We start from the raw sequence: 17,645 nt of genomic DNA, 5'->3' as shown, positions 1-17,645 counted from the left end.
CGCACGGGACCTTAGGCGGTCGGGTAGGAGAACACACCCACCGACTTGTGGAACTGCCCGGTCTCGCGCACCCGGTGGCGGCGCGCCTTGTCGAGCAGGCGGCTGTCGAGGCGGTCACCGCCGATGTCGGCGAACTGGCGGTCGGTCAGGTTCGCGATCTCGCGGACCGAGGCCTGCTCCTTCCAGGAGGAGCGGATGTGGTTGATGATTGCGTGTACCATGGGAGTCGGGTCCGAAAACTGTTCGTGCCACGAGGCCAATCGCCCCGTCGCCATGGGCCTGATGTAGGCTTCGCCGCAGCGCAGCACGAGAGGCGATGCGGCCGGTCTGCTATGCAGAGTGGACATGAAACGGGCAGGGTTTGCTTAACGCCTGCGCATTTCGACCCTAAATCCCTCTTGACGCTACGTTTTCCACGGCCCCGCTCCGCCGCCGAACGCTGCCTCTGCCCAATGCCCCGGCAGGTCGCGCGCACCGCATGTGCGGCGCAGCACGGAAGTCCCGGAACCGGACGCCGCGCGGGCTTCCGGACACCCGCCGGACGCGCCCGGACCGCCTATTCGGCGGCGGCCTCGTAGGGCCGGGTGGCGAGGCCGTCGGCCAGGAACCCGCCGGACTGGCGCTCCCACAGGCGGGCATAGAGGCCGCCGCCGGCGATCAGTTCGGCATGGGTGCCCTCCTCGATGACCCGGCCGGCATCGAGGACGATCAGGCGGTCGAGGGCGGCGATGGTCGAGAGACGGTGCGCGATGGCCAGCACCGTCTTGCCCGCCATCAGGGTATCGAGGCTTTCCTGGATCGCCGCCTCCACCTGCGAGTCGAGGGCGGAGGTCGCCTCGTCGAGGATGAGGATCGGGGCGTCCTTGAGGATGACCCGCGCGATGGCGATGCGCTGGCGCTGGCCGCCGGAGAGCTTCACGCCGCGCTCGCCCACCTGGGCGTCGTAGCCGGTGCGGCCCTTGTGGTCGACGAGGTCGCGGATGAAGCCGTCCGCCTGGGCGAGGCGGGCGGCCCGCTCGACCTCGGCCAGGGTGGCGTCGGGGCGGCCATACGCGATGTTGTCGCGGATCGAGCGGTGCAGCAGCGAGGTGTCCTGGGTCACCATGGCGATGGCGCTGCGCAGCGACCCCTGCGTCACCCCGGCGATGTCCTGGCCGTCCACGAGGATGCGGCCGCTCTCCAGGTCGTGCAGGCGCAGGAGCAGCGCGGTGATCGTGGTCTTGCCGGCGCCGCTGACGCCGACGAGCCCGACCTTCTCGCCCGGCCGGATGTGCAGGTTCAGGCCCGCGATGATCGAGGCGTCGTCGCGGCCGTAGTGGAAGCCGACATTCTCGAAGCGGATGTCGCCGCCCGAGATCGCCAGGGTTCCGGCGTCGGGCCGGTCGGTGATGGCGTGCGGACGGGCGATCGTCTGCATGCTCTCCTGGATGACGCCGACATTCTCGAAGATGCCCCGCACGGTCTGCATCACCCAGCCCGACATCGCCATGAGGCGCAGGACCAGGGCGAGGCCGGCCGAGGCCTCGCCGGTGGTCATGCCGCCGCGCTGCCACAGGATCACGCAGACGCTGGCGGTGGAGAGGATCAGCAGGCTGTTGAGGAGGCCGAGCAGGGTGGTGGTGCTGCTCACCAGCCGGAACTGGTGGAGGTAGGCCTTGGTGTGCACGTCGACCGCGTCGCGCACCGCCGCGCGCTCCTCGCGGTCGCGGGCGAAGAGCTTCACCGTGAGGATGTTGGTGTAGCTGTCGACGATTCGCCCGATCAGGGCCGAGCGCGTATCGGCGGTCAGCAGCGAGCGGGACCGGGCGCGCGGCACGAACCAGCGCGTCAAGGCGGCATAGGCCGCGATCCAGACCACCACCGGCAGGACGAGCCAGAGGGAGATCGAGCCGAACAGGCCGACCGCCGTCACCGCGTAGATCGCGACGTAGAGGAGGGTGTCGATGAACACCACGGCGAGTTCGCGCACCGCCGGCCCGACCTGCACCACCCGGTTGGCGAGGCGCCCGGCGAAATCCGCCTGGAAGTACGAGAGCGAGTGGCCCAGCGTGTAGAGGTGCGTGCGCCAGCGGATCTGGTTCGTCGCCTGCGGCACGATCAACTGGTTCGACAGGATCTCGTGCAGCCAGATCGTGATCGGGCGCACCACCAGGAGGAGGCCGGCCGCCAGCATCAGGCGGGTGCCGTGCTCCTGCCACAGGGTCGCGCGGTCGGCCGTGTTCAGGAGGTCGATGAACCAGCCCATGAGCAGGTAGAGCGAGGCCTCCACCGACCCGGCCAGCACCGCGACCACGAACAGCAGGGCGAGGGCGCCGCGGATCGGCCGGAGGTAGAATCCCGCGAAGCCGAACACGGATTTCGGCGGCATGCGACCGTCGTCGAACGGCGCGAAGATGTCGATCCGGCGCTCGAGCCAATCGAGAAACATGAGAACATCCGGTTGCTGCAGCGCTCCCTTAGCTATGCCGACTTGACCGTCTGCCAACCGGGGGGCGATGCCGCACGGAACCGCCAGCCTCCGTTGAGACGCCGCCGATGCTCCGCCTCGCCCTCTACCAGCCCGACATCCCGCAGAACACCGGCACCCTCCTGCGCCTGGCCGCCTGCCTCGGAGCCGCCGTCGAGATCATCGAGCCCGCGGGCTTCGACGTCTCGGACCGGCACCTGCGCCGCTCGGGCCTCGACTACCTCGACCGGGTCGCCGTCACCCGCCACCGCTCGTGGGACGCCTTCGCGGCCTGGCGCCGGGCGCAGAACGTCCGCCTCGTCCTCGCCACCACGCAGGGCGCCCTCCCCTACACCGACTTCGCCTATCGCGACGGGGACTGCCTGCTGATGGGCCGGGAATCCGCCGGCGTGCCCGACATCGTCCACGCCGCGGCCGAGGCCCGGGTGGTGGTGCCGATCCGCCCCGACCTGCGCTCGCTCAACGTCGCGGTCTGCGCCGCGATGATCCTGGGCGAGGCCCTGCGCCAGACGGACGGCTTTCCGCGCCCGGATTGAACGTCGTGCAACAACGCACTTGAACAGTGTTCAAATCATGCGACAACCGGGGGGTGGACAGCAGCCCCTCACCCGGAGCCCGACGATGCTCAGATTGTTTCGGACCCTCGCCCGCGGCGCCGCCGCCCGCGCCGAAGAGGACCTCTTCGACCGCAACGCCCTCCTGATCCTCGACCAGCAGATCCGCGAGACCCGCGCCGCCCTGGAGCGCAGCCGTCAGGCGCTGGCCGCTTCGGTGGCCGGCGACCGCGCCGAGGAGCGCCGCCTCGCGGAGGTCGAGGCCCGCGCCGCCGACCTCGAGACCCGCGCCGTGGCGGCGCTCCGGTCCGGCCGCGACGACCTCGCGGCGGAGGCGGCCGAGGCGATCGCCGAACTGGAGGCCGAGCGCGACGCGATCCGCGCCGCCCGGACCCGCTTCGCCACCGAACTGGCCCGCATCCGCGCGAAGGTCGCCGACGCCACCCGCCGCCAGGCGGAGCTCGAACGGGGCCGCCGCCTCGCCGCCGCGGCCGAGACGGCCCGGCGCCTGCGGGTCAGCCCGGCCCCGCAGGACCGGGCCTCCTTGAAGGAGGCCGAGGCGACGCTGGCCCGCCTGCGCAGTCTCCAGGCCGAGGCCGACGACACCGAGGAGGCCCTGCGCGAGGCCGAGCCCGGCGCCGACATCGCCGAGCGGATGGAGCGCGCCGGCTTCGGCCCGAGCACCCGCCCCGCCCCGTCCGCGATCCTCGACCGCCTGCGCGCCCAGGCACAGGGGGCCTGACCGCCCCGCCCACCCGCCCCCCTCTGCGGGGGCGGGACGCACCGCGAAGTTCAGCACGAATCCCGCCGTCCGAAATCACCCCCACCCGAGGAGAACACCCATGACCAATGAGACCACGCAGCATTCCGGCGCCTGGGTCGCCTTCACCTACGCCTCGTTCCTCGGCTCCGCCGTGATGGTGGCCGCCGGCATCCTGTTCATGCCCATGGACATCTGGATCAAGGGGTACCTCGCCATGGGCACGATCATGCTCGTGCAGTCCTGCATCACGGCGACCAAGACCATCCGCGACGTCCACGAGGGCCGGCGCATGGTCAACCGGATCGAGGACGCCAAGACCGAGCGGCTGCTGATGTCCGTCAAGGATTGAGCGCCGCGACCCGACCGCGGCCCGGTGAATTGACGGCCGGGCGGCGGGATGGGACATCCCCGGCATGACCATGCCCGAATCCTCCGTCCCCCCGTTGCCCGAGGCCGAGCGCGACGCCGTCAAGGCCGCGGCGACGGCCTGGTTCACCACCCTGCGCGACCGGATCGTCGCCGCCTTCGAGACCCTGGAGGCGGAAGCCACCGGCCCCTTCCATCCCGACGCCCCGGCCGAGCCGGGGCGGTTCGAGAAGACGCCCTGGCAGCGCACCGACCACAGCGGCGCGCCCGGCGGCGGCGGCACCATGGCGATGATCAAGGGCCGGGTCTTCGAGAAGGCCGGCGTCCACGTCTCGGCCGTCCACGGCGAGTTCGCCCCGGAGTTCCGCGCTCAGATGCCGGGCGCGGCCGAGGATCCGCGCTTCTTCGCCACCGGGATCTCGCTGATCGCGCATCCCTGGAACCCGAACGTGCCCACCGTGCACATGAACACCCGCTTCGTGGTCACCACGAAGACCTGGTTCGGCGGGGGCGCCGACCTGACCCCCGTGCTCGACCGGCGCCGGACCCAGGACGACCCGGACACGCTCGCGTTCCACGCAGCCATGCGGGCGGCCTGCGACGCCCACGCCCCGGCCGCCGACTACGCCCGCTACAAGGCCTGGTGCGAGGAGTATTTCCACCTCAAGCACCGCAACGAGCCGCGCGGCATCGGCGGGATCTTCTACGATTATCACTGGACCGGCGACCCGCAGGCCGACCTCGCCTTCACCCGCGACGTCGGCGGGGCCTTCCTGGAGGCCTACCCGGCCATCGTGCGCGCCAACCTCGCCACCCCCTGGACCGAGGCCGATCGGCTGGAGCAGCAGGTCCGGCGCGGGCGCTACGTCGAATTCAACCTGCTCTACGACCGCGGCACGATCTTCGGCCTGAAGACCGGCGGCAACGTCGCCTCGATCCTTTCGTCGCTGCCCCCGACGGTGCGCTGGCCGTGAGCGCCCCGGCCGCCCCTCCGGCGGACATCACCGAGGCCAACCGCGCGGTGGCGCGGATGCTGGCGGGCGCCTTCGGCGGCGCGCCCTCCGTCGCCCGGCACGCCGACGAGACCGGCCGCAGCCACGTCGACATCCTGACCTGCCGCGACGCGCCGCGTCCCGGACTCACCGCCTGCGCGACGGTGACGCTGGCCAACCACCCGCTCTACCGGGACGGCGCGGAATTCCCCGGGCGCTGCGAGATCCTGGGCGTGAGCGCCGACGCCGACGCGGACGTGGCGCGGATGCTGGCGGCCTGCGCCTTCCAGGTCATCGACGGGCGCTGGTTCCTGGCTCCCGGCATCGTCTTCCCCGGCCTGCTCACCGGCCTGTCGGCGAGCCTCGCCCACGTCCTGTTCGTGCCGCCGACCCTGTTCGAGGCCCGCCTGCAGACGCTTCCCGCGGCCGATCCGGCGCTGGCCTTCCTCCAGGCGGTGCCGATCTCGGACGCCGAGTACGCCTTCGCGCAGGAATCCGGCGGCGATGCCCTCGAGGACCTGTTCGCCGCGCGCGGCGCCGACCTCTTCGACCTCCAGCGGGCCTCGGTGCTCTGATGGCCGGGACCGACGCCAAGACGACCGCGAAGACCGATCTGCCGACCCGCTTCGCCCCCCAGCAGGACGCGGCCCTCAAGGCGATCTCGGACTGGCGCAAGTCCGGCGGCCAACAGGTCTTCCGGCTGTTCGGCTATGCCGGCACCGGCAAGACCACGCTGGCGCGGCGGATCGCCGACGACGTCGAGGGCACGGTGGTGTTCGGCGCCTTCACGGGCAAGGCCGCGTCGGTGATGCGCCAGAAGGGCTGCCACGACGCGGCGACGATCCACAGCCTGATCTACCGCACCAAGGAGACCGAGGATGGCGGCCCGGCCTTCACCCTGAACCGGACCGGGCCGGTCTCCAAGGCCGAACTCATCGTCGTCGACGAGTGCTCGATGGTCGATTCGGACCTCGGCAACGACCTCCTGTCCTTCGACCGGCCGGTGCTGGTGCTCGGCGACCCGGCCCAGCTGCCGCCGGTGCGCGGCGGCGGCTTCTTCACCGAGGCCGAGCCCGACGTGATGCTCACCGACGTCCACCGGCAGGCCGCCGACGACCCCATCGTCCGGATGGCGATGATCGTGCGCGAGGGCGGCCGCCTGTCGATCGGCGATTACGGCGAGAGCCGCATCGTCTCGCGCCGCTCCATCGACCCGGCCGTGGTGCTGCAGGCCGACCAGGTGCTGGTGGGCATGAACAAGACCCGCCGGCTCTACAACAACCGCCTGCGCGAGCTCGCCGGCCACACCGACCCGATGCCGGCGGTGGGCGAGAAGCTCGTCTGCCTGCGCAACGACCGCACCAAGGGCCTCCTGAACGGCTCGACCTGGACCGTGCACGCCCAGCGCTCCTCGCCGCGCGCCGACACGGTGCGCCTCGACGTGGTGCCCGAGGACGACCCGGCCCTGCGCCGCCGCCCCGTGGACATCAAGGTGCTCAAGGCCGTGATGTCGGGCTCCGAGGAAGAGATCCCGGCCTTCCTCAAGCGCGAGACCGACGAGTTCACCTACGGCTACGCCCTGACCGTCCACAAGGCGCAAGGCTCGCAATGGGACGACGTCGTCCTGTTCGACGAATCCTTCGCGTTTCGCGAGCACCGGGCGCGCTGGCTCTATACCGGGCTGACACGGGCGGCGAAGCGGATCACCGTGGTGGTGTAGGACGACACGGTCCAGAGGGAGATTCGCATGGCCTTGACCGGACGCTGCCGCTGCGGCGCCATCCACTTCACCGCCGAGGGCGAGCCGAGCCACAGCGCGCTCTGCCACTGCACCGATTGCCGAAAATCCTCGGGCGCGCCGGTCGTCGGCTTCGCGCTGTTCCCGAACGATCGGATCACGATCACCGGCACGCCCAAGACCTACGAATCCTCGCCCGGCGTCATCCGCGAGTTCTGCGGGACCTGCGGGACCAACCTGTTCTACCGCAACGAGGCTGTCTTTCCCGGCCAGGTCGACTTCCACACCGCGACCCTGGACGATCCCGACGCCCTGCCCCCGTCGATCCGCATTCAGGTCGCGGAGGCCCCCGCATGGTTCGGCCGGTTCGACGCGCTGCCGGCCTTTCCGCGCTATCCCGAATAGGCCCGGACCCCGGCGACGCTTGGAGCGGACCCGGCGAGCGACTACGTGAGCGGGGTTCAGAACCGAACCGGAGCCTGTCTTGTCCCATTCCGAAGCGAGCGGTCCGCCGCAGATGCACGCCACGACGATCCTGATGGTCCGCAAGGGCGGCCGGGTGGTGATCGGCGGCGACGGGCAGGTCAGCCTCGGCCAGACCATCGTCAAGGGCAATGCCCGCAAGGTCCGGCGCCTCGCCAAGGGCTCGGTGATCGGCGGCTTCGCGGGCGCCACGGCCGATGCCTTCACGCTGTTCGAGCGGCTCGAGGCCAAGCTCGAGCAGTATCCGGGGCAGCTGACCCGGGCCTGCGTCGAACTGACCAAGGACTGGCGCACCGACCGCTACCTGCGCCGCCTGGAGGCGATGATGCTGGTGGCCGACAAGGAGGTCAGCCTGCTGCTCTCGGGCGCGGGCGACGTGCTGGAGCCGGAGAGCGGCGTGATGGCGATCGGCTCGGGCGGGAACTACGCCCTGTCCGCCGCCCGCGCGCTGGAAGACAGCACCCACGATGCGGAAGAGATCGTTCGTCGCGCCATGCGGATCGCGGCCGAAATCTGCGTCTACACGAACGACAGTCTCGTGATCGAAACCCTGGAGACGTCCGAAAGCTGACGAAGATCTCGTCCGTTAACCGAAGTTTTCGAGACACCGCTTATCAGCTTGGATCAAAGCTCCGAGCAGGGTCTCGAACATGACGATCAAGGCGAAGATACTGATGTTCGTCCTGGCCTGCGGGGCGATCACCCTGCTGGTCGCCGGGGTCGGGATCAGCACCCTCTCGGCCTTCAACGACGCGATGGTCGGGTCCCGGCACGAGGCCCGCCGGGCCCTCGACGCGGCCAACCTCAACCGCCTCGTCAGCAACGTCGTGCTCGAATCCCGCGGCGTCTACGCCGCCAAGGACAGTGCCGACGCACAGAAATACGCCGACCGGATGCGCCTGAACCTGACGGCGATGAACGACCTCCTCGCCGCCCTCGGCCGGCGCGTGCCGGAGGCCGAGCGGGCGCAGTTCGCGCGCGTCGCCGAGGGCGCGGCCACCTTCACCACCCTGCGCCAGGAAATCGCCCGGGCCGGAACCGCGGTCGCCCCGAAGGCGGCGGCGGATCTCGGCTTCAACGAGGCCAACCGGGCCAACCGGCAGGCCTTCCAGGATTCCATCGACGCCCTGGTGGCTGCGAGCCGGGCGCAGGTCGCGGCGATCGATGCCGCCACCGACGCCCTCTACGCCGACCGCCTGACCCTGTTGATCGGCCTCGCCGTCGGCGGCACCCTCGCGAGCCTCGTGCTCGGCATCGTCATCGGGCATCGCCAGATCGCCGCGCCGCTGGGCCGCGTCACCGCCGCGATCCGGCGCCTGTCCGAGGGCCAGCTCGACCTTCCGGCGGTCAAGCCGGGCCGGGACGAGATCGGCGGGATCTGGGCCAGCATGCAGGTCTTCGCCCGCTCGATGCAGGAGACCGCGGCCCTGCGGGCGACGCAGGACGAAGCCGCCGGTCTCGCCTCCGGCCGCCGCCGCGCCGAGCGCGCCGAGCTCGCCGACCGCTTCCAGGGCAGCGTCGGGGGCCTGGTCGGAGATCTGTCGGATGCCGCCGCCGCGATGGAGGAGACCGCGCGGACGATGTCGAGCCAGGCCGAGCGCACCAACCGGCAATCGGCCGCGGTGATGCGCGCCGCTCAGGAGACGGCGCAGAACGTCCAGGCGGTGGCCGCCGCCACCGAGGAGCTCGCCGCCACCGCCAACGAGATCGGCCAGCAGGTCGGCCAGACCTCGGCCGCCGCCGCCAACGCCGTCGAGAGCAGCCGCCAGACGAATGCCCGCGTCGAGGCCCTCGCCGAGGGCGCCGCCCGCATCGGCGACGTCGTCGCCCTCATCTCGAACATCGCCGGCCAGACCAACCTCCTGGCGCTCAACGCCACCATCGAGGCGGCGCGGGCCGGCGAGGCCGGGCGCGGCTTCGCGGTCGTCGCCACCGAGGTGAAGACCCTCGCGGCCCAGACCGCCAAGGCCACCGACGAGATCACCACGCAGATCGGCATGATCCAGGCCGCCACGCGGGAGACCGTGGAGGCGATCCGCGAGATCGGCACCACCATCGGCAGCGTGCACAGCATCGCCCTCGGCGTCGCGGCCGCGGTCGAGGAGCAGCAGGTCGCCACCCAGGAGATCGCCCGCAGCGTCAGCGACGCCGCCCGCGGCACCCGCGACGTCACCGAGACCATGGCCGAGGTCCAGGGCGCGGCGGTGGAGGTCGGCGCCGGGGCCGCGCAGGTCCTGGCCTCGGCGGCGGAGCTCGCCCGCCGCTCCAGCGCCCTCGACGGCGAGGTCACGCGCTTCGTCGGCTCGATCCGGGCCGCCTGAGACGCGGGGACGACTGGAAAGGGCGGCGCGACGCGCTTAAGTCGGGGGCGTGCGTCAGCCAGCCCCCTCTCCCGCCCGACGCGGCATCGCCCCGGCTTCCCCGGGGGCGACCCACCGCGAGGTTCCGTCGTGATCACCGCCGACCACCTCCGCCGCGCCGTGGCCGAGGGCATCATCACCGAGATCCAGGCCGCCGCCCTCGACCGCCTGTCGCGGGCGGGCGCGGCGCCGGGCACCGGGATCGACGAACCGCGCGACGACGAGCGCCTGCGCTTCGTCTCGGGCTTCGCCGACATCTTCGTCACCCTCGGCCTGTTCCTGTTCCTCGGCGCCTGCGCGCATTTCGGCCTGTCGGCCCTGGGGCCGGCGCCCGGATACACCCTGATCGCGGCCCTCGCCTGGGGCCTCGCAGAGTTCTTCACCCGCCGGCGCCGGATGGCGCTGCCGAGCATCGTCCTTCTGGTGGTCTTCGCCCTGGCGGTGCAGTCGGCGGCCGCCTTCGCGCTCGCCGGTCCGGGACGCGCCGGGGCGAGCTGGCCGACCCTCCTCGACCTGACGGCCGATTCCCGGCTCGGCCCGCTTCCGCTGATCGGCGGCGCCCTGGCGACCCTCCTCCTCGTGACCCTGCACTATTGGCGCTTCGCGGTGCCGATCACGGTGGCGGCCGGGGCGGCGGCGCTCTGCGCCCTCGTCTTCGGGCTGCTGCTCGCCGCGACGCCCGACCTGACGCTTGCCGCCCGCGACGGCCTGTTCATCGCCGCCGGGCTATCCGTCTTCGCGCTCGCGATGCGCTTCGATCTGGCCGATCCGGCCCGGGTCAGCCGGCGCACCGACATCGCCTTCTGGCTGCACCTGCTGGCCGCACCGCTCATCGTCCACCCGATCCTGGGAAGCCTGACCGCGGGCGGCGGACAGGCGTCGACCCTCGGGGTGCTGGCCATCGTCCTCGGCCTCGCGGGCATCGCCCTGGCGGTGGACCGGCGCGCCCTCCTCGTCTCCGGCCTCGTCTATGCCGGCATCGCCCTCGGCGCCCTGGTGCGCGAGGCCGGCTTCGCCGGCAGCACCGTTCCCTTGAGCCTCCTCACCCTCGGGGCCTTCATCCTGGCGCTCAGCGCCGGCTGGCACCCCTTGCGCGCGCTGCTGCTGCGCGCCCTCCCCCGCCCCCTCGCAGCCCGGCTGCCGCATCCGATCGGAGCGTGATGACCACCTTCTCCCCCCGCGAGATCGTCTCGGAACTCGACCGCTTCATCGTCGGGCAGGCCGACGCCAAGCGCGCCGTCGCCATCGCGCTGCGCAACCGCTGGCGCCGGCAGCAGCTCACCGGCCCCCTGCGCGAGGAGGTCGCCCCGAAGAACATCCTCATGATCGGGCCGACCGGCTGCGGAAAGACCGAGATCGCCCGGCGCCTCGCGCGCCTCGCCGGCGCTCCCTTCCTCAAGATCGAGGCCACCAAGTTCACCGAGGTCGGCTATGTCGGCCGCGACGTCGAGCAAATCGTGCGCGACCTCGTGGAGGTCGGCATCGGCCTCAAGCGCGAGGAGAAGCGCCGCTCGGTCACGGCCAAGGCGGAGGCGGCCGCGGAGGCCCGCATCCTCGACGCCCTCGTCGGACCGACGGCGAGCCAGGCCACCCGCGACAGCTTCCGCAAGAAGCTGCGGGCGAGCGAACTCGACGACAAGGAGGTCGAGATCGAATTGTCGGGCGGCGCTCCCGGCGGCCTGCCGATGTTCGAGATCCCCGGCATGCCCGGCGCCTCCATGGGCGCGGTCAATCTCGGCGACATGCTGGGCAAGGCGCTCGGCGGCCAGAAGGGCAAGCCGCGCCGGATGAGCGTGAAGGATGCCTACGCCCCCCTGCTCGCCGAGGAATCCGACAAGCTCGTCGACGCGGAATCCCTGACGCAGGAGGCGATCCGCGAGGTCGAGGACAACGGGATCGTCTTCCTCGACGAGATCGACAAGATCTGCGCCCGCGAGGGCCGCTCCTCGGCCGACGTCTCCCGCGAAGGCGTGCAGCGCGACCTCCTGCCCCTGATCGAGGGCACCACCGTGGCGACGAAGCACGGGCCGGTGAAGACCGACCACATCCTGTTCATCGCGAGCGGCGCGTTCCACGTCTCGAAGCCCTCCGACCTCCTGCCGGAGTTGCAGGGGCGCCTGCCGATCCGCGTCGAGCTGCAGCCGCTGACCGTCGAGGATTTCCGCCAGATCCTCACCTCGACGGAGGCGAGCCTGCTGAAGCAGACCGTGGCGCTGATGAAGACCGAGGGTGTCACCCTCGAATTCAGCGAGGACGCGGTGGACGCCCTGGCCCGCGTCGCCGTCGACGTGAACAATTCGGTGGAGAACATCGGCGCGCGCCGCCTCCAGACCGTGCTGGAGCGCGTCATCGACGAGATCTCCTTCACGGCCACCGACCGGTCCGGCGAGACCGTGCCGATCGACGCCGCCTATGTGCGCGCCCGGGTCGAGAGCCTGGCGGCGAACGCGGATCTGAGCCGCTTCATCCTCTGACCGCAGCGCGCCCGGATCGACGGCGTTCGACCGTCGATCCGGGCAGGTCCGTCCTATCCCTCCCAGACCTGACCCGGCCGCATGGCGATGAAGCGCTCCGGCGCGATGCCCTGCTCGGTGCAGGCCTGCGCCAGGGCCTCCGCCGGCTGCTCGATCCCCTCGTCGGTGAGCTGGAAGGTGCCCCAATGGTGGCCGAGCATCTGGTCGGCCCCGAGCAGGAGCCCGGCCTCGACGGCCTCGGCCGGATTCATGTGCTGGTCCTTCATGAACCAGCGCGGCTCGTAGGCCCCGATCGGCAGGGTGGCGAGGCGCGGCGGCCCGAACCGGGTGCGGGCCTCCCGGAACGTCGCCCCGTCGCGCAGGCCCGTGTCGCCCGAATGGTAGTGCACGCCCACCGGGGTCGTGAGCACGAAGGAGCACCACAGGGCCATGCGGCGGTCGTTGAGGCCGCGGGCCGACCAGTGATGGGCGGGGGCGAGGTGAATGGTCAGGCCGCCGCCGAGATCCACCGACTGGCCCCAGTCGCGGGTCTCCAAGTGCAGGGTGTCGTCGTAGGCGCGCAGGATCGCGTCGTTGCCGAGCGGGGCGAGGATCAGGGGCTGGTGCGCCTGCCAGAGCCGCGCGACCGTCGGCCCGTCGAGGTGGTCGTAGTGGTTGTGGGTGATCAGCACCGCGTCGATCGGCGGCAGGTCCGCGAAGGCGATTCCCGGCGGGTTCACGCGCTTGGGGCCGGCGAAGGTCACCGGGCTCGCCCGGCGGGCATAGACGGGATCGACCAGGATGTTGCGGCCGGCGACCTGGAACAGGTAGCTCGCATGGCCGATCAGGGTGACGCGCAGTCCGGAGACGCGCTCCGGGGGCCTGTCGGGGGCGTAGGGGCTCGGGTGCGAGGCCGGCCAGGCCTGGCGCAGGGGGCTGTCGACCCCGCGTCGGGACCGCCAACGGGCCAGGTCGCCGAGGGACTTGTCAGCCGGCTGGTCCGGGCCGTGGAAGCGGACGCCGTCGAAGTGGTCGCTGCGCGGCCCGCGGTAATAGGGGTTTCGTCCGCGCTTGTGGGCGGCATAGCCGACCCCGCCGAGCGTCATCACCGTGGCGGCGCTCAACGCCTTGATCAAACTGTGCCGTTTCATGGACCCGAGATGGCGGCTGCGGCGCGCCGATCAAGCGGCGCGGCCACGGATCGCAGTTCGCGCAGACCCTTCGGGTGGTTCGCGGACGGTTTCACGAGCGCCAGCGCAGTTCCTGCCGGTCCAGCGGGTTGGCGAAGGGCCGTCCCTCGCGGGCGGCCTGGAGCGCCTCGCGCTTGAGGCGGAAATACCATTGCGACGGCAGGTCGCCCTGGCCGAACAGCACCATGGTCGGCTTGCGGTCGAGGCCGGCCTGGGCGTGCTGCAGCACCTGCTGGTCCTGGGTGAGGAACTGGCGCATCAGCGGCCGGGCCAGGGGCTTCAGGAGATTGAGCGCCGGCATGTTCCAGTACAGCGCGTTGGTGAGCAGGGTCCGGTTCTGGGTCAGGGGCGTCGCGAAGGTGTAGTTCGCGACGCGCTTCGCCCCGGCCTCGATCCGCTCCAGCCGCACGCCCGGCAGGCGGAACTCGATCTCCACCGCGGGCACGCCGCCCAGTAGCCGGTAGACCGGCGAACTCGTCGTGGTGGCGTGGCTCGTCATGGTGAAGCCGTGCGGCGTCGGCGTGAAGGTCTTCACCTTCTCGCGCAGCTCCTTCGAGGGGCGGAACCACCAGGAATCGTGGACGAAGGCGACGTGGCCGGGATCGACGAGGCTGAGCGTCGTCAGGTCGAAGGAGGCCTCGACCACGAGCTCGACCACGAGGGAGCCGGCCGCCGCGAATCCGAGCTCCGGCAGGGCCGCGGGCGGCGAGCCGGTTTCCGGTCCGAGATAGGGATTGACCCAGGCGAAACCCGCGCTCTCGCGGATGGGAAAGCGCTGGACCGCGATGCGCGAGAAGTCGGCGTTGTCGGACGCCGAGAGGGTCGGCACGTCGCGGCAGCGCCCGTCGGTGCCGAAGCGCCAGCCGTGGAACGGACAGGTCAGTTCGTCGCTCGCGAAGCGGCCCTTCGACAGGGCCATGCCGCGATGCGGGCAGCGGTCGCGGAGGGCGAAGGCTGCGCCGGACGCCTCGCGGCCGAGGACGATCTGCTCGCCGTTCAATTCGACGGCCCGCAGGGCCCCCGTCTTCAGCGACTCGGAGCGGCCGACGCAGTACCAGGCGTCGGGCAAGGGCTGGCGCATGGCGTCCGGGTCGAGCGCCGCCTCGTCGGGCGCCGGCATCCGCAGGGCTGTGGACATGGGGATGGGCGGGTCCGTGGCCTTTGGGCGAGGCGCGCGATCGCATCGCGGCACCCCGAGAGGGGTAGGCCCGAAGCTTTAGACCTCCGGCGAGGCCGAAGCCAGCCACGCGCCCGCGGCAGCGCGACGCCGGACGAGGGGAGCGGCGGATGGGCGCGGGCGCGGGCCTTTCCAAACCGGATGGGGCTGACTAACTTCCGCTCACCCGCAACGAACGAAAGGAGGTGATCCAGTGTCTCATTGTCATCAGCCGCTCACCACGGCCTCCCGGACCTGGACCGTCGCCTCCGGCGCAGCCTTCTAGCGCTCGAAGCGAACGCGACAGTTTCGGCCGGACGATACAGCGGTTCGGCAATGGAAGGGCCGCCCCTCACGGGGCGGCCCTTCGATGTTTCGGTATCCCTCGCCCCCCAAGGGCCTGGACGTCCCAGGACCGCACCGGAGCCTCCGCGGCGTCAGGCGCTGCGCTTCTGGAAGATCGGCTGCGCCAGCGCCTCGGCGCGAGCGGCCCAGAGATCGCGCTCGCTCCGCATCTCGGTCAGTTGCACGGCATCGGCCGCCATCTTCGCCTGGAGGTCGCGGACCTCCCGCTCGAACGCGCCCTGGGCGGCGGTGAGGCGGTCGCGCTCCATGCGCACCTCCTCGAACTCGCGCATCTCGGCCTCGACATGGGCGCGCAGGTTGCGCAACTCGCGGGCGATGACGCCCTGGAGCGCATCGTAGCGGTCGCTCTCGACCTTGAGCTTGGCCTTCAGCATGATGTTCTCGGCCATCAGGTCCGAGACGTCGGCCTCGGCGGCATCCGCCGCGACGGGCGCCGGCGTCACGACGCGCGGGGTCCAGGCTTTTCCCTGGTCCGTCGAGCGGACCTCCTCGGCCTGTGCGGGCGCGGCGGCGGGCTGGGTCTCGGCCGGATTGGTCGCCGCCTTCATCGCCGCCAGCCAATCCCGCAGCGGACCGGGCTGCGGCCGGGATGCCGGCTCGTACGGGGCTTGGTGGCGGGCTGCTTCCGACATCGGCTGATCCTCGACTCTTGAGACGCATCCGATCAAAACATGCTTAACGAACCGTAAAGAGCCACGACGTCAGGCTGCGGCCGGCGCGGCGTCCGCGGATCGTTTCCTCCCCGTGCGCCATCGGATCTCCGTGATGGAGGCAGGCGCCGGCCCGTCGCCGCGCGCCGTCCAAGACCGTTCGAGGATCGAAGTGCCGAGGATCGATGTGACCATGACGCGCGACCTGCCCGACTCGCTGGAATCGCCCGACCTCTCCGGTCTCCCTGGCATCCGGCACGCCTTCTTCACGCGGCGCGGCGGAGTCTCAGAAGGAATCTACGCCGCTCTCAACGGCGGCCTCGGCTCGAACGACGCCCCCGATCACGTGGCGCGGAACCGGGGCCGCATGAGCCGGCACCTCGGCGTGGCCGAGGACGCGCTCGTCAGCCTGTACCAGGTCCACTCCCCGGACGTGGTGGTGGTGGAGGCGCCGATCGCCCTCGCCGACCGCCCGAAGGCCGACGGGATGGTGACGCGAGTTCCGGGCCTCGCCCTCGGGATCGCCACGGCCGATTGCGGGCCGATCCTGTTCGCCGATCCGCACAACCGCGTCGTCGGCGCGGCCCATGCCGGCTGGAAGGGTGCCCTCGGCGGGGTGATCGAGCGGACCGTGGCGGCCATGGAGGGCCTCGGCGCCGAGCGCGGCCGCATCGTCGCCGTGCTGGGCCCGACGATCGCGCAGCCTTCCTACGAGGTCGGCCCCGACTTCATCGCGCGCTTCCGCGCGGAGGCCCCGGGCTTCGAGCGCTTCCTCGGGGCGGGGACTCGCGCGGACCATGCGCAGTTCGACCTGCCGGGCTTCATCCGGGCGCGGCTCGTGGAGGCCGGGGTGGGGCAGGCCGGCGACCTCGGGCGCTGCACCTACGCCGACCCGGACCTCTTCTACAGCTACCGCCGGACCACCCATCGGGCCGAGCCCGATTACGGCCGCCTGATTTCCGCGATCGGCCTCGCCGCCTGAGCCGCCCTCCGGCCTGCGACACTTTGTCAATCTTCGACCGCGAAAAAAGCGTGGCCGTCGGTGAACCTTGGCCATTCACGCGCGTTCGGTGTTCACGGAGTGGGTGAGAATAAGACGAGCATCGCCACAAAGGGGCCGCCTTCGCTGCGGCTGGCGTGATCGCAACGCAACAGCTTCTCGCTCGCTGCTGGCTTAAAGACGGGGAACTGCAGCGGACGCCACCAGCAAAAGGGGCGCCGGTGCGTAACGGTTAGAGGACCAGATCATGAAATCCTTCCTTCGCAGCGCCACCGCGCTCGCCGGCATCGCTCTCGCCGGCTCCGCCTTCGCCGCCGACCTTCCGCGTCGCCAGGCTCCGCCGCCGGTGTTCGTGCCGGTGCCGGTGTTCACCTGGACCGGCTTCTACGCTGGTTTCAACGCCGGCTACGGCTTCGACGCCTCGAATCGCCAGACCAACGTCTACAACAATGTCTTTCCGAACCTTGTGCAGCCGAGCATCGCAGGCGCTCAGATCGTCTACTCCAACAACTCGAACGAGGGTTTCACGGGTGGTGGCCAGATCGGCTACAACTATCAGTTCACCCCGGGCTCGGGTGTCGTGATCGGTGTTGAGGCCGACGCTCAGTACGTCGATTTCGGCCGTAGCCGGAACAACGCTCTCGTCGGTCCCGGCACCTTTGCAGCCACCCCTGGCGTCACCTTCGTCGATCCGCGCGGCACCGCCAGCCTCGACTACTTCGGCACCGTGCGCGGCCGCCTTGGCTATGCCTTCGACCGCACCCTCGTGTACGGCACCGGTGGCTTCGCCTACGGCGCTGGCAGCAATGAGCGCTCCTTCGGCGGCTTCCGCGGCAACGACGACTTCCGCACTGGCTGGGCCGCTGGCGGCGGTATCGAGTACGCCCTGCCGACCGACTCGTTCCTGAACTTCTTCAAGTCCTCGGCCGTCACGCTCAAGGTCGAAGGCCTGTACGTGAACCTCGAGAACAACAACCGCAACGCTGGCGTCTACGCTTACGACACCAACAACGTTCTCTACCGTCAGCCCGGCTTCACCAACCGCAACAGCGGCACCGAGTTCGCCGTCGTCCGCGCCGGCCTGAACTACAAGTTCGGCTCCTACTA

General features: G+C 71.0%; 18 protein-coding genes. 13 read left to right on the top strand and 5 right to left on the bottom strand.

What is annotated here, in order from left to right; translation table 11 throughout:
- Positions 1 to 11 precede the first annotated feature (11 nt).
- Both ACLBWX_RS21105 and ACLBWX_RS21100 read right to left on the bottom strand, forming a co-directional pair.
- Complete coding sequence (locus ACLBWX_RS21105; protein WP_447678936.1) at positions 12 to 221, bottom strand: hypothetical protein; 210 nt, start codon at positions 219 to 221, stop codon at positions 12 to 14.
- Between the two features lie 335 nt (positions 222 to 556).
- On the bottom strand, positions 557 to 2,428 hold the full coding sequence (locus ACLBWX_RS21100; protein WP_447678935.1) for an ABC transporter ATP-binding protein: 1,872 nt from the start codon (positions 2,426 to 2,428) through the stop codon (positions 557 to 559).
- Positions 2,429 to 2,535: 107 nt separating this feature from the next.
- On the opposite strand from ACLBWX_RS21100, the gene ACLBWX_RS21095 reads away from it, so the two are divergent.
- The 11 genes from ACLBWX_RS21095 to hslU all read left to right on the top strand — a co-directional run bounded on the left by ACLBWX_RS21095 (position 2,536) and on the right by hslU (position 12,197).
- Positions 2,536 to 3,003, top strand: a complete 468-nt coding sequence (locus ACLBWX_RS21095) for a tRNA (cytidine(34)-2'-O)-methyltransferase (RefSeq protein ID WP_447678934.1) — start codon at positions 2,536 to 2,538, stop codon at positions 3,001 to 3,003.
- Between the two features lie 85 nt (positions 3,004 to 3,088).
- Positions 3,089 to 3,763 (top strand): PspA/IM30 family protein, encoded by a 675-nt coding sequence (locus ACLBWX_RS21090; RefSeq protein WP_447678933.1) that lies wholly within the window; start codon positions 3,089 to 3,091, stop codon positions 3,761 to 3,763.
- Between the two features lie 100 nt (positions 3,764 to 3,863).
- Positions 3,864 to 4,133, top strand: coding sequence for a YiaA/YiaB family inner membrane protein (locus ACLBWX_RS21085; RefSeq protein ID WP_447678932.1), 270 nt, complete (start codon positions 3,864 to 3,866; stop codon positions 4,131 to 4,133).
- Positions 4,134 to 4,197: 64 nt separating this feature from the next.
- Positions 4,198 to 5,124, top strand: a complete 927-nt coding sequence (gene hemF, locus ACLBWX_RS21080; RefSeq protein ID WP_447678931.1) for an oxygen-dependent coproporphyrinogen oxidase — start codon at positions 4,198 to 4,200, stop codon at positions 5,122 to 5,124.
- The gene (locus tag ACLBWX_RS21075) at positions 5,121 to 5,717 is read left to right on the top strand and encodes a suppressor of fused domain protein (RefSeq protein WP_447678930.1); all 597 of its coding nucleotides are present in this window, start codon (positions 5,121 to 5,123) and stop codon (positions 5,715 to 5,717) included. The genes hemF and ACLBWX_RS21075 overlap by 4 nt, the downstream gene beginning before the upstream one ends.
- Entirely contained in the window at positions 5,717 to 6,862 is a 1,146-nt protein-coding gene (locus tag ACLBWX_RS21070; RefSeq protein ID WP_447678929.1) for an ATP-dependent DNA helicase, read from the top strand. Before ACLBWX_RS21075 ends, ACLBWX_RS21070 begins: the two co-directional genes overlap by 1 nt.
- Positions 6,863 to 6,889: 27 nt before the next feature.
- Complete coding sequence (locus tag ACLBWX_RS21065) at positions 6,890 to 7,285, top strand: GFA family protein (RefSeq protein ID WP_447678928.1); 396 nt, start codon at positions 6,890 to 6,892, stop codon at positions 7,283 to 7,285.
- Between the two features lie 112 nt (positions 7,286 to 7,397).
- Positions 7,398 to 7,934: an ATP-dependent protease subunit HslV gene (gene hslV / locus ACLBWX_RS21060; RefSeq protein ID WP_447678944.1), complete on the top strand. Its 537-nt coding sequence runs from the start codon at positions 7,398 to 7,400 to the stop codon at positions 7,932 to 7,934.
- Positions 7,935 to 8,013: 79 nt separating this feature from the next.
- Positions 8,014 to 9,684, top strand: a complete 1,671-nt coding sequence (locus ACLBWX_RS21055) for a methyl-accepting chemotaxis protein (RefSeq protein ID WP_447678927.1) — start codon at positions 8,014 to 8,016, stop codon at positions 9,682 to 9,684.
- Positions 9,685 to 9,813: 129 nt separating this feature from the next.
- Positions 9,814 to 10,884, top strand: coding sequence for a hypothetical protein (locus ACLBWX_RS21050; protein WP_447678926.1), 1,071 nt, complete (start codon positions 9,814 to 9,816; stop codon positions 10,882 to 10,884).
- Positions 10,884 to 12,197, top strand: coding sequence for an ATP-dependent protease ATPase subunit HslU (gene hslU / locus ACLBWX_RS21045; RefSeq protein ID WP_447678925.1), 1,314 nt, complete (start codon positions 10,884 to 10,886; stop codon positions 12,195 to 12,197). Before ACLBWX_RS21050 ends, hslU begins: the two co-directional genes overlap by 1 nt.
- Before the next feature lie 53 nt (positions 12,198 to 12,250).
- Here hslU and ACLBWX_RS21040 read toward each other — a convergent pair whose 3' ends face one another.
- From ACLBWX_RS21040 to ACLBWX_RS21030, 3 genes are all read right to left on the bottom strand, one after another.
- Positions 12,251 to 13,327: an MBL fold metallo-hydrolase gene (locus tag ACLBWX_RS21040; protein ID WP_447678924.1), complete on the bottom strand. Its 1,077-nt coding sequence runs from the start codon at positions 13,325 to 13,327 to the stop codon at positions 12,251 to 12,253.
- A 91-nt stretch (positions 13,328 to 13,418) separates the two neighbouring features.
- Positions 13,419 to 14,504: a Rieske 2Fe-2S domain-containing protein gene (locus ACLBWX_RS21035; RefSeq protein ID WP_447678923.1), complete on the bottom strand. Its 1,086-nt coding sequence runs from the start codon at positions 14,502 to 14,504 to the stop codon at positions 13,419 to 13,421.
- 455 nt (positions 14,505 to 14,959) lie between these two features.
- Positions 14,960 to 15,520: a hypothetical protein gene (locus ACLBWX_RS21030; protein ID WP_082510752.1), complete on the bottom strand. Its 561-nt coding sequence runs from the start codon at positions 15,518 to 15,520 to the stop codon at positions 14,960 to 14,962.
- Between the two features lie 211 nt (positions 15,521 to 15,731).
- Here ACLBWX_RS21030 and pgeF point away from each other — a divergent pair, with 211 nt between their 5' ends.
- Together pgeF and ACLBWX_RS21020 are read left to right on the top strand one after the other, a co-directional pair.
- Complete coding sequence (gene pgeF, locus ACLBWX_RS21025; RefSeq protein ID WP_447678922.1) at positions 15,732 to 16,520, top strand: peptidoglycan editing factor PgeF; 789 nt, start codon at positions 15,732 to 15,734, stop codon at positions 16,518 to 16,520.
- Positions 16,521 to 16,785: 265 nt separating this feature from the next.
- On the top strand, positions 16,786 to 17,645 hold an 860-nt coding region (locus ACLBWX_RS21020), incomplete at its 3' end, for an outer membrane protein (RefSeq protein ID WP_447678921.1).

The organism is Methylobacterium sp. M6A4_1b (genome assembly GCF_053345175.1).
Note: the sequence above shows the minus strand (reverse complement) of the source record. Positions and strands in the feature narration are given on the sequence as shown.

Bases quoted from the DNA above. Each gene is read 5' to 3' on its own strand.
- ACLBWX_RS21105 (WP_447678936.1), bottom strand. From the start codon at position 221: ATGGTACACGCAATCATCAACCACATCCGCTCCTCCTGGAAGGAGCAG.
- ACLBWX_RS21100 (WP_447678935.1), bottom strand. From the start codon at position 2,428: ATGTTTCTCGATTGGCTCGAGCGCCGGATCGACATCTTCGCGCCGTTC.
- ACLBWX_RS21095 (WP_447678934.1), top strand. From the start codon at position 2,536: ATGCTCCGCCTCGCCCTCTACCAGCCCGACATCCCGCAGAACACCGGC.
- ACLBWX_RS21090 (WP_447678933.1), top strand. From the start codon at position 3,089: ATGCTCAGATTGTTTCGGACCCTCGCCCGCGGCGCCGCCGCCCGCGCC.
- ACLBWX_RS21085 (WP_447678932.1), top strand. From the start codon at position 3,864: ATGACCAATGAGACCACGCAGCATTCCGGCGCCTGGGTCGCCTTCACC.
- hemF (WP_447678931.1), top strand. From the start codon at position 4,198: ATGACCATGCCCGAATCCTCCGTCCCCCCGTTGCCCGAGGCCGAGCGC.
- ACLBWX_RS21070 (WP_447678929.1), top strand. From the start codon at position 5,717: ATGGCCGGGACCGACGCCAAGACGACCGCGAAGACCGATCTGCCGACC.
- ACLBWX_RS21065 (WP_447678928.1), top strand. From the start codon at position 6,890: ATGGCCTTGACCGGACGCTGCCGCTGCGGCGCCATCCACTTCACCGCC.
- hslV (WP_447678944.1), top strand. From the start codon at position 7,398: ATGCACGCCACGACGATCCTGATGGTCCGCAAGGGCGGCCGGGTGGTG.
- ACLBWX_RS21055 (WP_447678927.1), top strand. From the start codon at position 8,014: ATGACGATCAAGGCGAAGATACTGATGTTCGTCCTGGCCTGCGGGGCG.
- hslU (WP_447678925.1), top strand. From the start codon at position 10,884: ATGACCACCTTCTCCCCCCGCGAGATCGTCTCGGAACTCGACCGCTTC.
- ACLBWX_RS21040 (WP_447678924.1), bottom strand. From the start codon at position 13,327: ATGAAACGGCACAGTTTGATCAAGGCGTTGAGCGCCGCCACGGTGATG.
- ACLBWX_RS21035 (WP_447678923.1), bottom strand. From the start codon at position 14,504: ATGTCCACAGCCCTGCGGATGCCGGCGCCCGACGAGGCGGCGCTCGAC.
- ACLBWX_RS21030 (WP_082510752.1), bottom strand. From the start codon at position 15,520: ATGTCGGAAGCAGCCCGCCACCAAGCCCCGTACGAGCCGGCATCCCGG.
- pgeF (WP_447678922.1), top strand. From the start codon at position 15,732: ATGACGCGCGACCTGCCCGACTCGCTGGAATCGCCCGACCTCTCCGGT.